Source organism: Gracilinema caldarium DSM 7334, from assembly GCF_000219725.1.
Taxonomy (GTDB): Bacteria; Spirochaetota; Spirochaetia; order Treponematales; family Breznakiellaceae; genus Gracilinema; species Gracilinema caldarium.
This window is the reverse complement of the sequence record NC_015732.1, coordinates 133,720-151,630: the sequence shown is the minus strand read 5'-3', so window position 1 is coordinate 151,630 and position 17,911 is coordinate 133,720. Positions and strand designations below refer to the sequence as shown.

Genomic DNA, 17,911 nt, shown 5'->3' with positions numbered 1-17,911 from the left:
TTTCAACCAACATATTGTGGTTGAGGTGCTTGTATACCTGTTGCATAAGCCATAATAGTTTCTTGAGTAATATCTTGCTTTTCTCTTAATTCTGCTACAATACCACCATTTCTCATAACTAGTACCCGTTGGGCTAAACCAACAACTTCAGGAAGTTCACTAGAAATGAAGAGTACTGCAACTCCTTGTTGAGCAATCTCTCCAACGAGCTTATAGATTTCTGATTTTGCACCGACATCTACACCACGTGTTGGTTCATCCAAAATAATCACCTTTGGCTTTATTTCTAGCCAACGTGCAAGTAAAAGTTTTTGTTGATTTCCACCAGAAAGACTTACCGCCTTAGTTCGGGGTGTAGCAATCCTGATTCGAAGCCGTTCTATAGCCATATTTGTTATTGAGGTATTTCTTTTTTGTGATAAAACACCCAAATGTGCTGTTTTATCGATAATATTCATAGTTATATTTTCATGACCTGACATTTCAAGAAAAAGTCCCAAACTTTTTCGATCTTCAGGGACATATCCAATGCCAAATCTAATAGCATCTGCTGGAGAATTGATAAAAATCTTCTTTCCGTCTATATATATTTCCCCAGTACTTTTTTTATCTGCCCCAAATAATAAACGAGCAAGTTCTGTTCTTCCTGATCCAACTAAACCAGATAGGGCAACAATTTCACCACCTGCTACAGTAAAACTGCAAGGTTTTACTTTTTTACCATCGCTTAGATTTTTTACCTCTAAACGGCCAGGAATTAAAGTTGTAGCTATATCATGTTTATAAAAATCTGAAAGCTCTCGTCCTACCATCATACGGACAATTTCAGCATTATCAAGATTTGGTTTTTTCAAGGTGCCAATATATCGACCGTCTCGTAAGACCGAAACAGTATCAGCAATAATACTTACCTCTGCAAGACGATGACTGATATAAATAATTGCCATTCCTTTTGCTTTCAAGGATGCTATTAATTCAAAAAGCCGATCAGTTTCTCTGTCACTTAAAGCTGCAGTTGGTTCATCCATTATAAGTACTTTACCATTGTGGGCAATTGAACGAGCAATTTCTATTTGTTGCTGTTCAGCGATGCTCAGTAAACCTGCAGGGATATCTACAGGAAAATCAGACCCAAGCTTTAACAAAGCAGCATGAGCTCTTTCCTTCATTTCAGCTCGATTAACTAGTCCAAAACGTCGAGGTTCATTCCCCATAAATACGTTTTCTGCTACTGTTAAATTACCTGCAATATTTAATTCTTGATTGATAAGATTTATCCCTAAATGTTGTGCCTTAAGCGGATTTTCCATTCGAACGCTTTGACCTTGATAAATAATTTCGCCTTCATCAGGCTCATATACACCAGCCAATATCTTCATTAATGTACTTTTCCCAGCACCATTTTCACCCATAAGGACATGTACTTCGCCGCGACAAAAATCAAGTGATACAGCATTTAATGCTTGAACGCCTGGAAATTTTTTAGAAATCTTTTTAACAGAAAGTATTACATCATTTTCTTGAGTATCCATTATGGATTCCTTTTCAGATTATAATTATTGATGGGCTGTCAAAAAACCATCTGACAGCCCGAACAATTTCATTGCATTCTATTTCTCACAATTCAGTATTATCAAGGCTTGGTCCAACCTTTGTATGAAGCCAAATTATCTCGGGTGATTAAAGTTGTGGGGATCAGAATCTTAGCTTTTTCAGGTTTCTGCCCATTCTTAATGCCCCAAGCAACCTCTACAGCTTTCACTGCCATGGTATAGGGATCCTGAGAAGCACTTGCAGCAAAGGAACCATTAGGATCCTTTAGAGCGACTTCAGCATCAGGCGCACCATCAACACCAACAACAAACATTTCTTTTTCCCGTTTAGCCTGTTTCATAGCTAACTCACAGCCAATACCAGTAGGATCATTGATTGCAAAAACAGCATCAATTTTCGGGAAAGCTGTTAATAAATCGGTCATTACACGGAGACCGCCTTCACGATTACCACCTGCATTCTGATTCTCTGAAAGAATCTTTATATCAGGGTATTTCGCGAGTACTTCTTTGCAACCATTAACACGATCAATTACTGCTGATACCGGTGGGCCATTAACAATAACTACATTGCCTTTACCATTCAGGCGTTTTGCGATATATTCACCAGCTTGCTGACCTGCTTGGTAGTTATTAGATGTTACTGTTGCGTCTACACCACCCTCTGCATCAACATCAGCTGCAACTACGATAATTCCTGCAGCCTTTGCTTTTTTTACTGCTGGAGCAATCCCCTTCGTATCAGCAGCGTTAAGAATAATCATATCAACGCCGGCAGCAATAAATGTATCAATCTGACCAACCTGGGTGTTTAGATCATACCCAGAAGATACTACTGTTACCTTTGCATTGGGATCGATTTTCTTTGCAGCATCCTCAACACCCTTTCCCATAGTGTAAAAGAATGGATTGCCCAGATCGCCAAAGGTTGCAGCAACAGTTAAGTTTTTTTTGCCCTGTTGTTGTCCATTTGCAAACACCCCTCCTACAACTAACAAGGCACTTACTACACATAGTACAAGTTTTTTCATAGATTCCTCCTAAAAGATTTTTGTACCCTACGGTACATTTTCATTTTAGAAGCAAACCTAAAAAGAGGTCAAAAAATATTTCTTTAAATATGACAATCATCATTATTCCGGATACGATCTTATATGACAAGAATCATTGCCAACTATTAATTCCATAATTATTTACATTTTCTTTATTGATTATATATATCGGTACATATATTTGTTTATCAACTTTTTCTCCTTTTATAATTCGATAGGCCATATCAGCTGCAACTCTACCAATTTCTACAGGTGACTGAGCTGCTGTTGCGGTCATCTTTGACTCTAAAATCATTTTCTTTGCATAAGGGGCACCATCAACACCATAGACTAATATTTTCCCTAATAAATGTGCTGACTCTAGAGCTGCTATAACGCCCATAGCAGAAGGATCATTAGTCGCAAATACAACATCGATATTTGGTACATCACGTAATATAGATTCCATTCCAGATAAAGCCTGTTCAATATTTCCATCTGAAGAATAACGTGCAACTATATTGAAAGCATTATATTTTGAAATAACACTCTTAAATCCATCAGCCCTATCCATCGCTGATTTTGCAGAAAGATGATCGATAAGCGCAATACGGGCACCTTGTTTTCTACTCAGTAAATCCATTGCAACTAGTTGACCTGCTTTATAATTATCTGACATGACAAGGCAATCAACCAATTCTTGATGATACACAGGTGTATCTACATTAATGATAGGTATTCCAGCTTTTTTCGCGGATCTCAAAGCCGGTTCAATCAGATATAAATCTACAGGATTTAAAAAGATTGCTGATACTTTTTTATTAATAAAATCTTGTATTTGATCTATTTGTTTTAATTGATCATTACCAGCATCATAACTTATCAATTTATCACCATGGGCTTCTAATATTTCTCTAAGTCCATCATCAAGTACAGAAAAAAAAGGATTTACTAAAGTCATATACGAAGCACCAAAAACCCTACGATTACTCGTCATGCTTTTTGCCACATTTAAAAATATAGAAAAACCCATTATAATTACTAAAATAATAAATAAGAATAACCCTATAATTTTATTATTTTTCATACCTATTCTATTCCTTTATATAGGATTCTAATGAATGATCAAGCTTGCTAAGAAAGTTTTTTAAACTAGATGTTGATTGAACTTGCTCTGAATTAATAGCACGTGTTGCAATTTCAAGCGCGGATGCATGTTTTTTAAATCTTGGAACAACAATTGAGTCCCTTATTAATTCATCCAATAGATTAGCATCAATCGGTGTTTCTGACGCGGCTATATGGTGTGCTAATATCTCTTCAGCCCTTTTTGATGTAATAATGTCCTTTTGAGCAGGAAGCCCCTGAGAATAGGCTAATATTCTAAATGCAGATTCGCTGTTAAGTGTAAGATGATATAAAAGATCCATTACGCCTTTTTTATCTTTTGATTTCTTAGCAACACCGATGAGAAGGACCCGTAATTCACTAGCATTCTGACCGTTAGGACCTTTTGGCATATTTAAGGCTTTCCACTTAAAATTGCCAAAACGTTGTATACTATAGGGGTAATATTTATAAGCCCTATAGGACGAATAAGGAAATGGACTAAAAAGAACTCTGCCAGAATCAAAATCAGGAACAATACTGTTTCGAGTTAAACTTTTTAATTTTAAATAAAAATCTACCGCTTCTATTACTCCATCTTGATCTAAAAGTGCCATTGTCCCCATGGAATCGAATAAAAGCTCATAATTCGAATAAGCTGCATCGAGCCATGTCCATCCATTTACACCAAATGTATCAAGTACACCATTGGTATCGGTATCTTTAGTCGCATGTATTGCATAATACATTAAATCAGACCAGGTCCAATTATTTTTTGGCATAGATAACTTTAATTCATGTAATAATGTGACATTTACAAACATTAACGATGGTACCACTTCAAAAGGTAAAGCATATTGATGATTATTATATTTACCAGCATCTAATGCATTTTCATACAATTTTGACACATCTAAACTACCATTTATGATATAATCATCTAGATTAGCTAATACACCTAAAGAAGCAAAAGTAGTAAAGTCTTCTGGTAGTATAAAAAACAAATCAGGCTCTTCGCTTAATAAAATATTTTCAGATATAACTTCTGAATAATCTCGGGCAAGTATTCCACTTTTATAGCTAACATTATACTCAGGGTATAAGGCCCTAAAATCAGCTATAAGTCCATCATATAAGCGATAGGCCGTTGGGTTTGGAACATTCCAAGCACTACCAGTAAATACACCTAAAGTTATGTCATGCTGTTCTATAAAAAAAAGAAAATAAAATATGAACAAAGACATTATCATTATAATTAAATATGATATTAATGTAATTTGACGCTTATTCATTCTGGTTACACCATTTTATGACGAACTGCGAATATTGCTATTTGGGTCCTATCCCGCAATCCGGTTTTTTGTAATATACTAGAAATATAATTACGCACTGTACCTTCACTTAATTTAAGCATAGATGCAATTTCCTTATTTGCCAAACCATTACCAATATGACTTATTATTTCTAATTCAGTTTTATTTAAATTGCATGGTAATGTAGTCTCTTCTTTTATAGAACTTATTCTTTTAGGATAATCCTTAACAATTTCAGAAAACATTTTAAAAGCTTTCGTTGCAATCTCAGGGGTCATAAGGCTCCCACCTGCATGAACAGTTCTGATTGCTTTAGCAAGTTCATCCATTGCTGAACTTTTTAATAAATAGCCAGAAGCACCATTTCGTATAGCATTTAATACATATTCATCATCATCAAAAGTAGTAAGGATAATTATTGATGTATTGGGGGAACGCGTCTTTAACATAGCGGTTGCTTCTACACCATCCATAATTGGCATACGAATATCCAACAATAAAACATCAGGATGATAATTTTCAACAAGTTTTAATGCTTCATAACCATCTTTTCCTATTCCTACAACTTCAAAATCATCCTGTGCAGATAATAATATTTTTAAACTATCTCGAACTAAATCCTGATCATCAACAATTCCAATTTTAATCATAATGTTTTATCCTTACTCTTGGGATATATACCAATAAACTCATTCCTTTTCCTGGCTCTGTTTCTATTTCAAGAAACCCATCATGGTCAAGAATACGTTGTTTCATATAATATAATCCGAAACCTTCAACAATCTTCGCAGCTCCCTTTCCATCATCAACTACCGAAACATGTACACCATCTTCGTCTACATCTATAGCTATTTTAATATTCATAGCGTCTCCATGACGAACTGCATTAGTAATACTTTCCTGAATAATTCGATAAATTGTCTCATCTATTTGAGGATTTAAATTATCTAAAGATCCAGATATTTGTAACTTTATCTGTCTAGTGGTACTTAAGTTTATCTCATTTACTAGATGATGCAGGGCTTTTTCTAGATTTCCTTTCTCCAGCATATCAGGCTTTAGTTCTTTTAAAGATCGTCTTATATCTACAAGACCTTGTTGAGCTAAGTCTTTTAATCTTTGAATCTGATCCAGAATATAATGAGAGCCTTTTTTGATTAATTCTTCTGTTGCAGAAAGTCCTAAGGCGATCCCAGTTAAATAGTGGCCCACCGTGTCATGTATTTCCCGTGCAAGTCGGTTTCGTTCTTTAATTTTAGCAATTTCTTCAATTCTTTCTGCATAATTTTGCAATTGAATATTTGCAAATTCTAATTTTTCTTTGTGTTCTTTTAATTCTTTGTTTAATTTTTTAATCTTTTGAGATTCTTCTATTACATTTTGTAGTTCTAAAACAATAAAGGTAATAAAAAGCGCTTCGCTAATAAAAAATAATATATTACGAAATCCTAAAATATAGGATCTCGAAAGTGATGGATGATAATAAATGAAATCTTCAATTGAAAATATTGAAAATACAATTGATAAAATTTGATAATCAATAAATACAAAACAAAGAACTACGATCGCTGTAAAAAAGGTTTTCCAAAATTTATCTGGTAAATAGGTTATTCCATTTGCAATTGGTACTAATAAAATATATTTAAAACTAAAATTAACCACTCCTAATATTGCTATTGATATAATTAATTCTAAAAAACTTAGTAAAATTAGTAACGATTTATAAATGTCTTCATATAACACTTCACGAACAACAATAGAACCAATAAGCAATAAATATAATAGTGAAACACTCCATGATGCTTTATATGGTTGTATTGGAATGGCTTTTATTCGTCCAAGGATTGTCCTTGCATCATTTTGAATACAAATAAGATCATTAGTTTTTGAAACTATCCAAACAATAAAAAGCAATGTAAAGAAATTAACAAATACTAGAAGGAATCGTGCTATATGATAGCTTTTTAGCCTAGCCCACATTAATCAAACTTACCTAAAAAATGTTCATAATCACCACATAAAAGCCGATAAGGCATTTCATCCTCTTCAATATTTGTGTACCTGCTGAGGGGTTCTAAAAACCGGTTATCAGTACAATCGTCATTAACCATACTCACTTCTCCTGCAAGAACTTGGCCGCCTTCGACAAAAAATCGGTGATATAATCCAGGTTCAATACAGATACTCTCACCAGGCTCTAATACAATATGGCTTCCCGGTTTAAAGGACCTTCGAATTCCATCAATCTTAACTGAAAAGTCCTGATCTGAAAGATTTCCATCAGATGTAGAACCATAAGCTTCAATAATAAGCTTACCTCCACCACGGTTAATAATATCTTCCATTTTATACCAATGGAAGTGCATAGGATTATGTTGTCCTTCTGAGATAATTAATATTTTCTCTGCATAATTTTTTTTATCCTTTTTTAGATTACCATTCCGAATGGTAAAAAGCGTTAGTCCAAAGGAATTAAAATTATCTTTACCAAAATCAGTAACATCCCAACCTAGCATGTTTGCAAATATTTCTGTCGCATCAACACCTTCATGTTTTAAAGTCTTCCACTGGTCAAGAGACCAATGGGCCCAGGGAGGCAATAAAAAATGCATCGAGGTCACCCAAGCCTCACATTCTCTAATAATTTCATTTATTTCGCTGCGTTTCATGATATACTTATTATGAAGTATCCTGTTTATTCTCGCAAGCAAGAGTTTTTTCGATATGATGATTGTCATATTATGAGGTAAATTATGAAAAATCCCCAACTGAAGCATGATCCAGCATTTTTACGTAAGGTGGAACAAATTCTTGAGCAGGAGATTGATACAGTACAAACCTGGAACGAAAATACCGTGGTAGTACCCGCTGCATCAGAAGCTGAACAAAAGAAAATCGAAGATTCGGAAGAGCTTTATTCTAATCAGAATCGTTCCCGATCCAAAGTCAAGAAAAGTAGGAAAAACGTTGTGCTCAAGGAACTGGAAGCTCTACTCCCGGAGCTCGATGAGGAAGGCCTTGCCTTTCTACTCGAACAGGGACGAATTCATCTCTATAATATGAAGGTTGATGGACTCAATGCCCTTTCCCAGAGTATGGATCAACCTATAACCAGAAAATCTCGGAACAAAGCTGCTGATCAGTCTGCAGATACCTCCAAAAAAACAGGCCCTCGCACCAAGGATACCAGTGAGCCCTCCTTTCAGATTAAGGCCGGAAGCGGTGGCGGAAGTTACCATGTGGCTTATCGTGGGAACTGGAAACTTTTTTCTGATACAGAAATGTTAAAAATGGTACAAATCGCACATGGTGAAGGTACCCAGACTGAGCGGGCAAACCGTCTATTTCGCTGGCTTCGCACAGAACGGAGCGATGTATTCCAGGACATACCCTTTCAGAGTGCCCAGCAACCTCTGTTTATGGAATTTCTCTGCCTCTTACAGAGAACCTTTACAATCAGAACAGCAAAAAAATAGGAGGAACTGTTATGATAGCTACCCAGGAACTACTCGACACTATTAAACAGGAAGAGGCGGAATTAGTGCTTCCCCATTTTGATGAACATGATGCGTGGCGGCTTGGCACCATCCTTGTAGAGATGGCACGGAACCGGCAAGCCCCGGTAGCCATCGATATCCGCCGGCCCGGCCAAACACTCTTTCATGCGGCCCTTCCCGGGGCAACGCCGGATAATGATGAATGGATCCGCCGTAAATCCAACGTGGTGTTCCGCTTCGGCAAGGCCAGCTTTGCCGTAGGCATCAGCCTGGCATTGGCAGATACCACAATCGATGCTAAATATTACGTGAGCCCCCTCGAATATAGTCCCCACGGAGGCGCTTTCCCCATCCGGGTTACCGGTGCAGGCATCGTGGCCTGTGCAACCGTATCAGGCCTACCCCAGGAAGAGGACCATAAACTGGTGGTTACCGCCCTGCGGCAGTATCTTTCATCAACTTACCCTTGAAAGAAGGGGCCATGACAGGGTAATCTAGGACGAGCGACTGGCGTCACAAGATGGTAAACCATCGGGGAGCTTCCACAAGGGTCCGATCGCACGCCTGGGCCGGACACCAAGAGAGGAGAATACCATGCAAAAGAACCCTGTAGCCCTGTATCTGTCTAAAACCCCGCCGGATAAGATTGATACAGCCCTGTTAGCCTATCTTTGTAACCTTCAGGAGACCGCCCAGGTCGCCCCTGAAATAGCGGCATCAATCGTTAAAGAACTGGAAAACCAGCGGAAACGGGTAAAACTCATCGCCAGCGAAAACTACTGTTCCATGGCGGTCCAACTTGCCATGGGGAACCTGTTAACCGATAAATACGCCGAAGGGATGCCGAATCACCGGTTCTATGCGGGTAACGAAAACGTGGATGCCATCGAATCCCTGGCAGCAGAAGAGGCCTGTAAGGTCTTCGGAGCCGAATACGCCAACGTCCAGCCTCACTGCGGCGCCGATGCAAACCTCCTTGCCTACTGGGCCATCCTTGCCACCCGTGTAGAAGCTCCAGCCCTCGAAAAATACGGCGAAACCAACCTCTACAAGCTGACCGACGAACAGTGGAAGGAACTTAAAACTGCCCTGGGAAACCAGAAACTGCTTGGCCTCGACTATTATTCCGGCGGACACCTGACCCACGGGTACCGCTACAATGTCTCAGCCCGAATGTTCGACGTATACAGCTACACGGTTTCCAAAGAAACGGGGCTCTTGGACTATGATAATATCGAGAAAAAGGCCCTCGAAATCCGGCCCCTCATACTCCTTGCGGGCTATTCGGCATATCCAAGAAAAATCAATTTCCGCCGTATGCGGGAAATCGCCGACAAGGTCGGCGCGGTCTTTATGGTCGACATGGCCCACTTTGCCGGGCTCGTGGCGGGCAAGGTCTTTACCGGAGACTACAATCCCATCCCCTTTGCCCATGTGGTAACCACCACAACCCACAAGACCCTCCGCGGTCCCCGGGCAGGGCTCGTCCTTTCCACCAAAGAATTCGCCGAAGCCCTCGATAAGGGCTGTCCCCTCACCATGGGCGGCCCCCTCCCCCATGTCATTGCCGCCAAGGCAGTAGCCTTCCGGGAAGCGGGATCACCAGCGTTCCAGGACTATGCCCACCGGATTGTAGAAAACAGCCAGGCCCTCGCCGCAGCCTGTATGAAGGGCGGCCTCGAAGTGCTCACCGGCGGCACCGACAACCACCTCTTCCTCGTAAACGTCCGTAACCTGGGCATCACAGGCCGCCAGGCTGAAAGCGCCCTTCATGAATGCGGCATCACCCTGAACCGGAACAGCCTCCCCTTTGATCCCAACGGCCCCTGGTACACCTCGGGCCTCCGGATTGGTACCGCCGCGGTTACCACCCTCGGCATGGGCAACAAGGAAATGGAAGAGCTTGGGGCCATCATCAGCCTGGTGCTCAAGGGAACAAAACCCACACCGGATACCAAGGATCCCTCCAAGCCCAGCAAGGCAAAATATGAGGTGCAAGCGGACGTGAAAATGGAAGCCCTGAAACGGGTTGCAGCCCTCCTTTCCCGCTTCCCGGTCTATCCGGAACTGGACCTGGAGCTCCTCAAAGCAGCCTTTGTGAATACCTAAGGGGCCACCCTGCAGGGGCCCGGCAATACTGACAGTACTGATGGAATGATGCAACATGGGGACCATACTATTTTACATTTCTAAAATCCTGCGTCCCCTCTTTACCTCGCCCCTGCCGGTCTGCCTCGGTTTTGCGCTCTGGGCCTTAATTGTCCTAAAGCCCCGGAACAGGCTCCAGATCTGGCTGCGTCGTATCGGCCTCTGCATCATCCTGGGCACCAGTGTCGTTTCGCTACCCCTCGTCGTCCGGCTCATTTCCCAATGGTACGAAATTCCCCGGTCCTTTACTGGAGCCACGTTAGATGAACTCACCGCCCGGGGGCCCTACCGGGCGATTCTGCTCCTGGGCGGCACTGTGGATCCCGTCGCTTCACAGCCTGGGCAGGTCGAAGCGAACGACAGCTTTGAACGAATTGTTACAGCGGCAGCCCTATACCGGGCCGGAGCAGCCCCAGTGATCATCGCAAGCGGCGGCTCCGGATCCATAACCTTTCCCGATCAGCGGGAAGCTCCCTATATGGCAGAACTACTGGAGTTCATGGGGGTGCCAAAAAATGTGGTTATTATAGAAGAAAAATCACGAAACACCTATGAAAATATCATCTACAGCAAGGCCATCCTCGAAACCTTACGCGACACAAAGAACGATACCGCTGGCGCTGAAGTATCAGACAGAACAGCAGACCATAGTCCGGACGGTAGGCCTGACCAGGCACCGGTACTCCTGGTAAGCTCCGCCTGGCACCTACCCCGGGCCATGGCCATTTGCCGCAAACAGGGCTTAGATGTTCAGCCCTTCTCGGTAGACAGCCAGGCCGAGCCCCTGCTCCTTCCTGCAGACCTCTTTCCCGACCCCTGGGCCCTCCAACGCACCACCCGACTCATCCGCGAATGGATAGGCCTCGCCTACTACCGGCTCTTAGGCAGAATTTAGGGCCAGGCTGTAAAGACCCAGCTGTTCATCAATATGGAACTCTGTTCTTCTTGAATTGCCCCTATTTTCGTACTATGGTTTACAGTAGTTTGACACGGGGAATAAATAGGTGGGCTATAGGTGGATACAGTATTAAGAATCGAAATCAATCTGCTCTGTATCATCATCCTTTTTATAGCTGTGGAGTCGCTACATCGTGCATCGTCTAGCCGCAATAACCAGCATAGCCTCGATCTGCGGCTTTTCCTTGCGTTCATCTACGCAACAATTATCATGCTTATAACAGACCTGGCTATGTGGCTCCTGGACGGTATCCCCGGACTCGCCGCACGGATAGGCTTATACACAGCGAGTATACTATACTACGCATTCCATGCCATGCCAACTTCTCTCTATATTCTCTACGCTGATTATCAAACAAACCACAGCGAGGAGAGGATTACCAAGTTTATAGGTCCCCTTGTGTTATTTAACGGGTTCATAGCCCTGGTGGCCCTTTTAACCCCCCTCACCGGATTCTTATTTCTTATAGATGAAACTAATAGGTACTCCAGGGGTCCTGGTTTTCCAGTATTTGCCACACTTGTTTTTAGTTTGACCCTCTTTTCTTTTGTACCCGTAATAACAGGAAGAAAAAAGACAAGTACCAGGATCAGTCTTACCCTCCTTGCATTCCCCCTTCCTATGGTACTGGCCGCTGTCTTTCAGGTCATGTTCTACGGTACTGTCCTTATATGGCCAACAGCAACTATTTTCCTGGTTACGGCAATTTTAAATATCCAACGGAAAAGAAGTGGGATTGATCATCTGACGGGAACCGCCAATAGACGCAGTCTCGACGAAACATTGGAGCACCTGGTAAAGGGGAGCATGGGGGGCAAATATTTTGGGGGCATCCTCATCGATATTGATGATTTTAAAAAAATTAACGATACCTTTGGCCACGAAGCAGGGGATAAGGCCCTCGAAGAAGCCGCAGACATCCTGCGTTCCGCAGTCAGGCAAGATGATTTTGTAGCCCGTTATGGCGGCGACGAATTTGTCCTACTGCTTCCAGGGGCAGGGAAACAAACCTTAATTGAAGTGTCTGACCGTTTGAACACCCTCGCAGCCGCTCATACGGCCAGAACAGACCGAAAGTTCCGCCTTTCCTTCAGTATCGGCTCAGCACTTTATGACCCTGCTATCGATACCAATGCAGATTCATTTCTTACTCGCCTCGATGCCGCGATGTACGCTGACAAAATGGCTCACAAATCAGCACAGGGATAAGGAAAGCATAAGATTTATTTTTAATTTTGACTGAGGAAGTTAGAATAGATTATTTCCAGATTATCTCAGGTTTCTTGTGCTCTTTTGCACATTGTGTAAGGAAATAATTCATCAAAGTCTGATATGGAATACCAGAATCCTTTGCCAATTTTTTAAAATAAACAATAGTTTCATTATCTAACCGTATAGTTATGGGCTTCTTAAGCTTGGGTATGTACGGATTCTTGATGGAATCTTCAAAATCATATTCTTCACGCATTTCTATATCGTTCATATACTTTCTCCTCCTTTGCTGAGGCTTTTCTAGCTGAAATTATTCGTATCACTGAATCGAACTCACGATAGCAATGACAAACAACTAGCAATCGCAAATTAGAATTTTTCCTTCATACATACAACATATGTACACATATTGATAAAATCAAGATGCAGAAGTAAGGGAATACCTGCCCACCCCTTTAATGCCTGCCCGTTAGATATATATACAGAACAACCGCAATGACACCAATTACAAACCACAGGCACCCGTGGTTTTTACTTTCAGGCTCCTTCGATAGGGTGTTGTAGGGCCATACATCTTGGGGCCCGGTCTGCCTGCTCGATGCCGTGGCGGGCTGTTCTGCCGCAGGGGAAGCTGGTCTGGAAAGCTGACGCAAGAGCTCGGCATTGCTCGGTTTTTTGGTGCCCGTCGAAGCTGACCCGCTACGGGAAAACCCGTAAGCGGCGTTTCCCGATATGCCTGAGCTAAAGCTGGGACTGCGGCCCAGAAAAGGATCGGTGGCAATTTCCGCCTCGTCCTCAGCCTCGGCCTCGTCATCATAATCCTCCATATCGATGCCGGAATGCTTTTTAAGCCGCCGCCGGGCCTCGGATTCGGAAATCAACCTGATCTGATTCGGTTCATGGATAGTGATGGAATATTGCAGGGTACTGAATTTGGGACTTTTGTAGGGCTCATCCACAAGACCGATGGCACTTATCCATTTCCCCTCCCAGGTAACATCGGGCTTCCGGTCCCGGCAGGCCTCCAGATCTTCGGACCAGAAAATAAGTTTTATTCCATCCTGTTTCCAGTCGGTAAAATTAACAAAGGCATAGGGCTTCCCGTACTTGGTAAAGCCGTATTTTACCTCACGGACCTTGCCGATCAATTCAATTTTCTGGCCCATCGGCGCACTATTCCCCAGGGGAAAGTTCCGCCCATCATAGACCGGGTACACACTGCGGTAAGCCCGATTCCGCCTTTTACGCCCTACCGTTTCCTGTTCACCGGCTTTTTCCCCCTCCCAGGGTTTTTCTACGGTGAATTGCACCGCCCCGGTTCTTACCTGCCCTGCTTCGGTCAGATGGATACCGCAGGCTTCATGAAAGTCCCGCAGACTCGGGACCGCCGACGCAGGCCCTTCGCAGATGCTCAAAAAGGCGCTTCGGGCTCCCTCCAGTTCCTGGACCGTACCCAGGGCGGCCAGGGCGGCACTCCCCCGGGGATCGATAAAATCGTCGGCGGTAAAGACAATGTTCTCGCCCTGACAAAACTGGTCAAACAGTGCAGGCTGTGCCGCGAGCAAAGCCAGACCCAGATCGATGACGATAAAGGGGAACCTATCGATGGCCTGTATCCGGGAGAGCTCCACCCCAGTCACAAAGCCGGATGGCCCAGCCCCTGCAGTCCCAGATCCTACCGCCCCACCGGCGGTCCAGGTACTGAAGGTGTCAGGATGCTGAAAGTGAATATGGCCCTGCTCCCAAGAGCGGTACTCCGATCCCGCCTGCTGAAAGCCGTCATAGTCTAAAAGAAGAATATGTCCATCACTTCTTACAGCCAGGTTCCCCGTCTGGATATCCCCATGGACCACCTGCTGAGTCTCCAAGGCCCCCTGCAGTTGTGCCAGCCGGTATCGCAAACGGTTCAAGGCCTCACCATTCCGGTAATTCTGTTCCAACCAGGTACCCAAAGTTGGTGCCTGGACCCAATCCATGACGACCCCAGGCACAAGATTTCCATTAACCTTTAGACAGTCGGATATCCAGAGGGCTTCGACCAAATGGTCTGAAAGGGCGTCGGCGGTCCTGCGCAGGGTACCGAGCAGGGTGTAGGCCTTCTGCAGGGCGGGGAGCCGGTCCTGGCTCACCGAATGGAAAAGCCGGAGGGCCTTTTTCCCGCCCCGATAGGAAAGCTGGTAAATGTAGGCAAAGCCCCCCGAAAGGGCATTGGGCAGGCCCAGGTTGTTCAGCTCAAGCCGGAGGTCCGAGAGGCCCGAAATGCGCAGGTTTTCACTGCTATTCAATAGAGCCCGGTTATACTCCTGAAGACTCGGCCAGCCGCTCATGGCAACAGCTCCAAAAAGGTACAATCATCGGAAGGCAAGGCACCGCGGCGCTGTTCGTTCATCAACCAGGAATCTAATGCTTCCTTCGGAGCACGGGACCAGAAGTCCCAGAGCAAAAGCCGTTCCGATTCAGGGCGGGCAAGCATATAATAGCCCAGCGCATCGGTGGTAAGAAGCAATCGCGGCTTATGTAAAGCACGCAGATTAAGCCGCCTGCGACACCACTCGGAGGGGACCGTACCCCGGCTCGGTACCAAAAGCGGGTTATCCGGTGTCGCCTTAGCCTCCAAAAGAGGAAAGGAAGCCACAACGCGATCCCCATCCCGCAAAAAGAGCATCGTATCACCCAGGGCCCAAAGGTCCGCATAGGAATTGTGGGGAGAAAAGCGCAGGGCCAGCACCGTAGACCAGGAGCCTCGAGCCAGGGCCTGCCGATTCAGCCACTCGAGCTCGCCAGGAACCAGCATTTGGGATTGCTGGGCGTATATTTTTTGGGCTTCTTTAATCAGGTTGATGAAATGCTGGTGCTCCCGCTGCGCATCCTTTTTTATTTCGGCACCGGCCATGAGGAGCCCCCGGGCAAGCACCTGGGCAAGGGTTCCCGCCCAGGTCGCCCCATCGAAACTTTCGCTTGCCCCATCACAGAGGACATAGCAGGAAGCACCCTGCGGCGCCCTTGCCCAGGCCCAGCGGTCTTCCCCGGTTTCGCCATGAACGGGAAAAGTAAAACAGCGACCGACCGCGGCCATCAGGTCATCCTCGCCGGCCGAGTTCCCAGGTTAAGGAAGCGGGTTGCCAGCTTTGCCTCAGCCCCATAGGCAAAGAACCGGGCGGTGGGGCTGATGCTGAAGCCCTCGGCGATAGCCGCATCCCGCAGATGGGGCGGGAAGGGGCTGGACATACGGTACAGAAGTTTGCCGTACTCACCCAGACCATCGGAGGTGCCGGGAAAGACCACATTCTTTTGGGAACCGTCCCCCGGCTCTCCCACATGAAGGTTAAAGAGCAGGGCCTCCCCATCATCGGTGTGGAGCTTCCGGAGGATCTCCGCGGCCTCCTCGGGACTGCCATCGGTGGGGTCCCCATCGGTAATATTGATGACCGTCGGCGGGTAGGATGCAGGATGGGCTTCGCACCAGTCGGCCACCACATAGCAGGCCTTTTCCATAGCGGCCCGCATGGGGGTACTGCCCTGCATCTGGGGGAGAATCCACCGGGGATGGGGTATGCCATCCCCGTCCCGGTAAATTTCCCGGGGAGAGCGGGCCAGAACGGAAATTGGCACCCAGGGTGTATTTTCCGTGCCAATAACGGTGCGGATTTCATCATTCCCATATCCAAGGGCGGCAATATAAAAATAATCCCGGATACCATCGGCCTTATTACAGCGGACACTCAGCTCTTCTATGGCCTGGTCCACCACCATGGCCAGATATGCGGCGCGGGAATATCCTCCACTAAAATGATGTTCCATGGAGCCCGACTGGTCCAGCAAAAAGAGAATCATCGTGGGGTTGGCCCGGCTTATGGCCGCCCGGTAGGCCCGCTCACCTCCAGCGCTTTGTTTTGCCCGCGGTTCAGGGGGCACCCAAGCAGGCCGCGCTGAGGGTGTTTCTTGCGGAGCGGCCTGCTCTGGGGCAGTATTTGTGGCCGGTTCCGCCTGTGCCGCAGTCTCGTCAGCCGCAGTCTGAGCCGCGTTATCGACAGCCGCCGCACCGTCAGCCGCGGTAACCCCAGGGGCGGAACTTCCTACCATGGAAAGATCGTGGATACCCCGCTCTACCAGGATCTGCATATTTTCTGCCAGGGCCTTAAAATCGAGGGAATCAGAAACCGTTTCGGTAAGGGTTATATCAAAATCGATCTGTTGGACATCCGAAATAGGATCGGCCATTTTTTTAAGAATATCATCCACCACCTCAGATCGCATCCGGCCCGAAATAATAGTAGAAATTAATCGATCCGACACCAGGTTCAGGTTCGAACTAAAGGTTCCCTGCTCCAATTCGGCCGACAGCTTTTCTATATCAGCCAGGCTCTCGCTGAGCCGGCTGTCGATGGAGCTGATCTGTTCTACGAGCATTCCCAGGGGGCCCAGGTTATCCCGCAGTAATTTGTCGAATTTCAAAGCAAATTGGGTGAGCTCCGCTAATTCTTTTTCCATGTTCTTAAGTTTTTCATTATATTCGTAGGTCTCCCGGTAGAGCACTACATTGGTTCTTAATTTTTCATAGGTACTCCGCTGTTTTTCATCATCCGAAGCCAGGGTTTCCAGAGCATCCAGGGCATGGCGCAATTTTTTGATGATGAGTATCGTAGCCCGGCTCAGGTTGGTTACCATGTCGCGGATTCCCTGCCGCTGGGGCTCAAACATGGCTTCCGCATCGGTAAAGCCTTGTTTTTTATATTCTTCCACCAGCCTTTGCCGGCCCAACTCCATTTCTTCCAGTTCTTTCAGTTTACGCTGAAACTCGGCTTGAACACCCTCCCCCATGCGGTCAAAGACTTCATGACAGGCGCTTATCTTTTCACGGAGCAGGTTGATTAACTCATCGTAATTGGCCACGAGGCTTTCCATCCGTTCTAGCCGTTCCTGGGGACTTAGCGGTTCCCGTTTCACAAAAATAGAGAGCAAGCCCTTCCTGGCATCCTCCGGCTCGAGCACTTCCCGGTGTTCTTTAATAGCATCCTGCAATTGATAGAGCCGCTCATCCTTAATGATGGGAAACTCGTAGGTTTTTCCAAAAATGGTAATATCTTTCATA

General features: G+C 44.9%; 16 protein-coding genes and 1 riboswitch. Of the genes, 5 read left to right on the top strand and 11 right to left on the bottom strand.

Annotation, left to right across the window (positions count from 1 at the left end; genetic code table 11):
- Positions 1 to 2 precede the first annotated feature (2 nt).
- From SPICA_RS00620 to SPICA_RS00590, 7 genes are all read right to left on the bottom strand, one after another.
- Entirely contained in the window at positions 3 to 1,532 is a 1,530-nt protein-coding gene (locus SPICA_RS00620) for a sugar ABC transporter ATP-binding protein (protein WP_013967608.1), read from the bottom strand.
- A 101-nt stretch (positions 1,533 to 1,633) separates the two neighbouring features.
- Positions 1,634 to 2,584, bottom strand: coding sequence for an ABC transporter substrate-binding protein (locus SPICA_RS00615; protein ID WP_013967607.1), 951 nt, complete (start codon positions 2,582 to 2,584; stop codon positions 1,634 to 1,636).
- Between the two features lie 133 nt (positions 2,585 to 2,717).
- Complete coding sequence (locus SPICA_RS00610) at positions 2,718 to 3,671, bottom strand: sugar ABC transporter substrate-binding protein (RefSeq protein ID WP_013967606.1); 954 nt, start codon at positions 3,669 to 3,671, stop codon at positions 2,718 to 2,720.
- Positions 3,672 to 3,678: 7 nt separating this feature from the next.
- Positions 3,679 to 4,983, bottom strand: coding sequence for an ABC transporter substrate-binding protein (locus SPICA_RS00605; RefSeq protein WP_083819826.1), 1,305 nt, complete (start codon positions 4,981 to 4,983; stop codon positions 3,679 to 3,681).
- A gap of 5 nt (positions 4,984 to 4,988) precedes the next feature.
- Positions 4,989 to 5,654, bottom strand: a complete 666-nt coding sequence (locus SPICA_RS00600; protein WP_013967604.1) for a response regulator transcription factor — start codon at positions 5,652 to 5,654, stop codon at positions 4,989 to 4,991.
- On the bottom strand, positions 5,647 to 6,984 hold the full coding sequence (locus SPICA_RS00595) for a sensor histidine kinase (protein WP_013967603.1): 1,338 nt from the start codon (positions 6,982 to 6,984) through the stop codon (positions 5,647 to 5,649). Before SPICA_RS00595 ends, SPICA_RS00600 begins: the two co-directional genes overlap by 8 nt.
- Positions 6,984 to 7,673, bottom strand: coding sequence for a D-lyxose/D-mannose family sugar isomerase (locus SPICA_RS00590; protein WP_041396305.1), 690 nt, complete (start codon positions 7,671 to 7,673; stop codon positions 6,984 to 6,986). The genes SPICA_RS00595 and SPICA_RS00590 overlap by 1 nt, the downstream gene beginning before the upstream one ends.
- Positions 7,674 to 7,757: 84 nt before the next feature.
- On the opposite strand from SPICA_RS00590, the gene SPICA_RS00585 reads away from it, so the two are divergent.
- From SPICA_RS00585 to SPICA_RS14565, 5 genes are all read left to right on the top strand, one after another.
- The gene (locus tag SPICA_RS00585; protein ID WP_013967601.1) at positions 7,758 to 8,480 is read left to right on the top strand and encodes a hypothetical protein; all 723 of its coding nucleotides are present in this window, start codon (positions 7,758 to 7,760) and stop codon (positions 8,478 to 8,480) included.
- A gap of 11 nt (positions 8,481 to 8,491) precedes the next feature.
- Positions 8,492 to 8,971, top strand: coding sequence for a heme-degrading domain-containing protein (locus SPICA_RS00580; protein ID WP_013967600.1), 480 nt, complete (start codon positions 8,492 to 8,494; stop codon positions 8,969 to 8,971).
- A 23-nt stretch (positions 8,972 to 8,994) separates the two neighbouring features.
- Positions 8,995 to 9,078, top strand: a riboswitch (ZMP/ZTP riboswitch).
- A gap of 17 nt (positions 9,079 to 9,095) precedes the next feature.
- A complete protein-coding gene (locus SPICA_RS00575; protein WP_013967599.1) occupies positions 9,096 to 10,610 on the top strand; it encodes a glycine hydroxymethyltransferase in 1,515 nt (504 codons plus the stop codon).
- A gap of 55 nt (positions 10,611 to 10,665) precedes the next feature.
- Positions 10,666 to 11,544: a YdcF family protein gene (locus SPICA_RS00570; protein WP_013967598.1), complete on the top strand. Its 879-nt coding sequence runs from the start codon at positions 10,666 to 10,668 to the stop codon at positions 11,542 to 11,544.
- A 120-nt stretch (positions 11,545 to 11,664) separates the two neighbouring features.
- Positions 11,665 to 12,816: a GGDEF domain-containing protein gene (locus tag SPICA_RS14565; protein ID WP_013967597.1), complete on the top strand. Its 1,152-nt coding sequence runs from the start codon at positions 11,665 to 11,667 to the stop codon at positions 12,814 to 12,816.
- 49 nt (positions 12,817 to 12,865) lie between these two features.
- Here SPICA_RS14565 and SPICA_RS00560 read toward each other — a convergent pair whose 3' ends face one another.
- The 4 genes from SPICA_RS00560 to SPICA_RS14560 all read right to left on the bottom strand — a co-directional run bounded on the left by SPICA_RS00560 (position 12,866) and on the right by SPICA_RS14560 (position 17,910).
- Positions 12,866 to 13,090 (bottom strand): BrnA antitoxin family protein, encoded by a 225-nt coding sequence (locus SPICA_RS00560; RefSeq protein WP_013967596.1) that lies wholly within the window; start codon positions 13,088 to 13,090, stop codon positions 12,866 to 12,868.
- A 184-nt stretch (positions 13,091 to 13,274) separates the two neighbouring features.
- Positions 13,275 to 15,146 (bottom strand): nucleic acid-binding OB-fold tRNA/helicase-type, encoded by a 1,872-nt coding sequence (locus tag SPICA_RS00555; RefSeq protein WP_013967595.1) that lies wholly within the window; start codon positions 15,144 to 15,146, stop codon positions 13,275 to 13,277.
- Positions 15,143 to 15,895: a hypothetical protein gene (locus SPICA_RS00550; RefSeq protein ID WP_013967594.1), complete on the bottom strand. Its 753-nt coding sequence runs from the start codon at positions 15,893 to 15,895 to the stop codon at positions 15,143 to 15,145. The genes SPICA_RS00555 and SPICA_RS00550 overlap by 4 nt, the downstream gene beginning before the upstream one ends.
- Positions 15,895 to 17,910, bottom strand: a complete 2,016-nt coding sequence (locus tag SPICA_RS14560; RefSeq protein WP_013967593.1) for a hypothetical protein — start codon at positions 17,908 to 17,910, stop codon at positions 15,895 to 15,897. Before SPICA_RS14560 ends, SPICA_RS00550 begins: the two co-directional genes overlap by 1 nt.
- Position 17,911 lies beyond the last annotated feature (1 nt).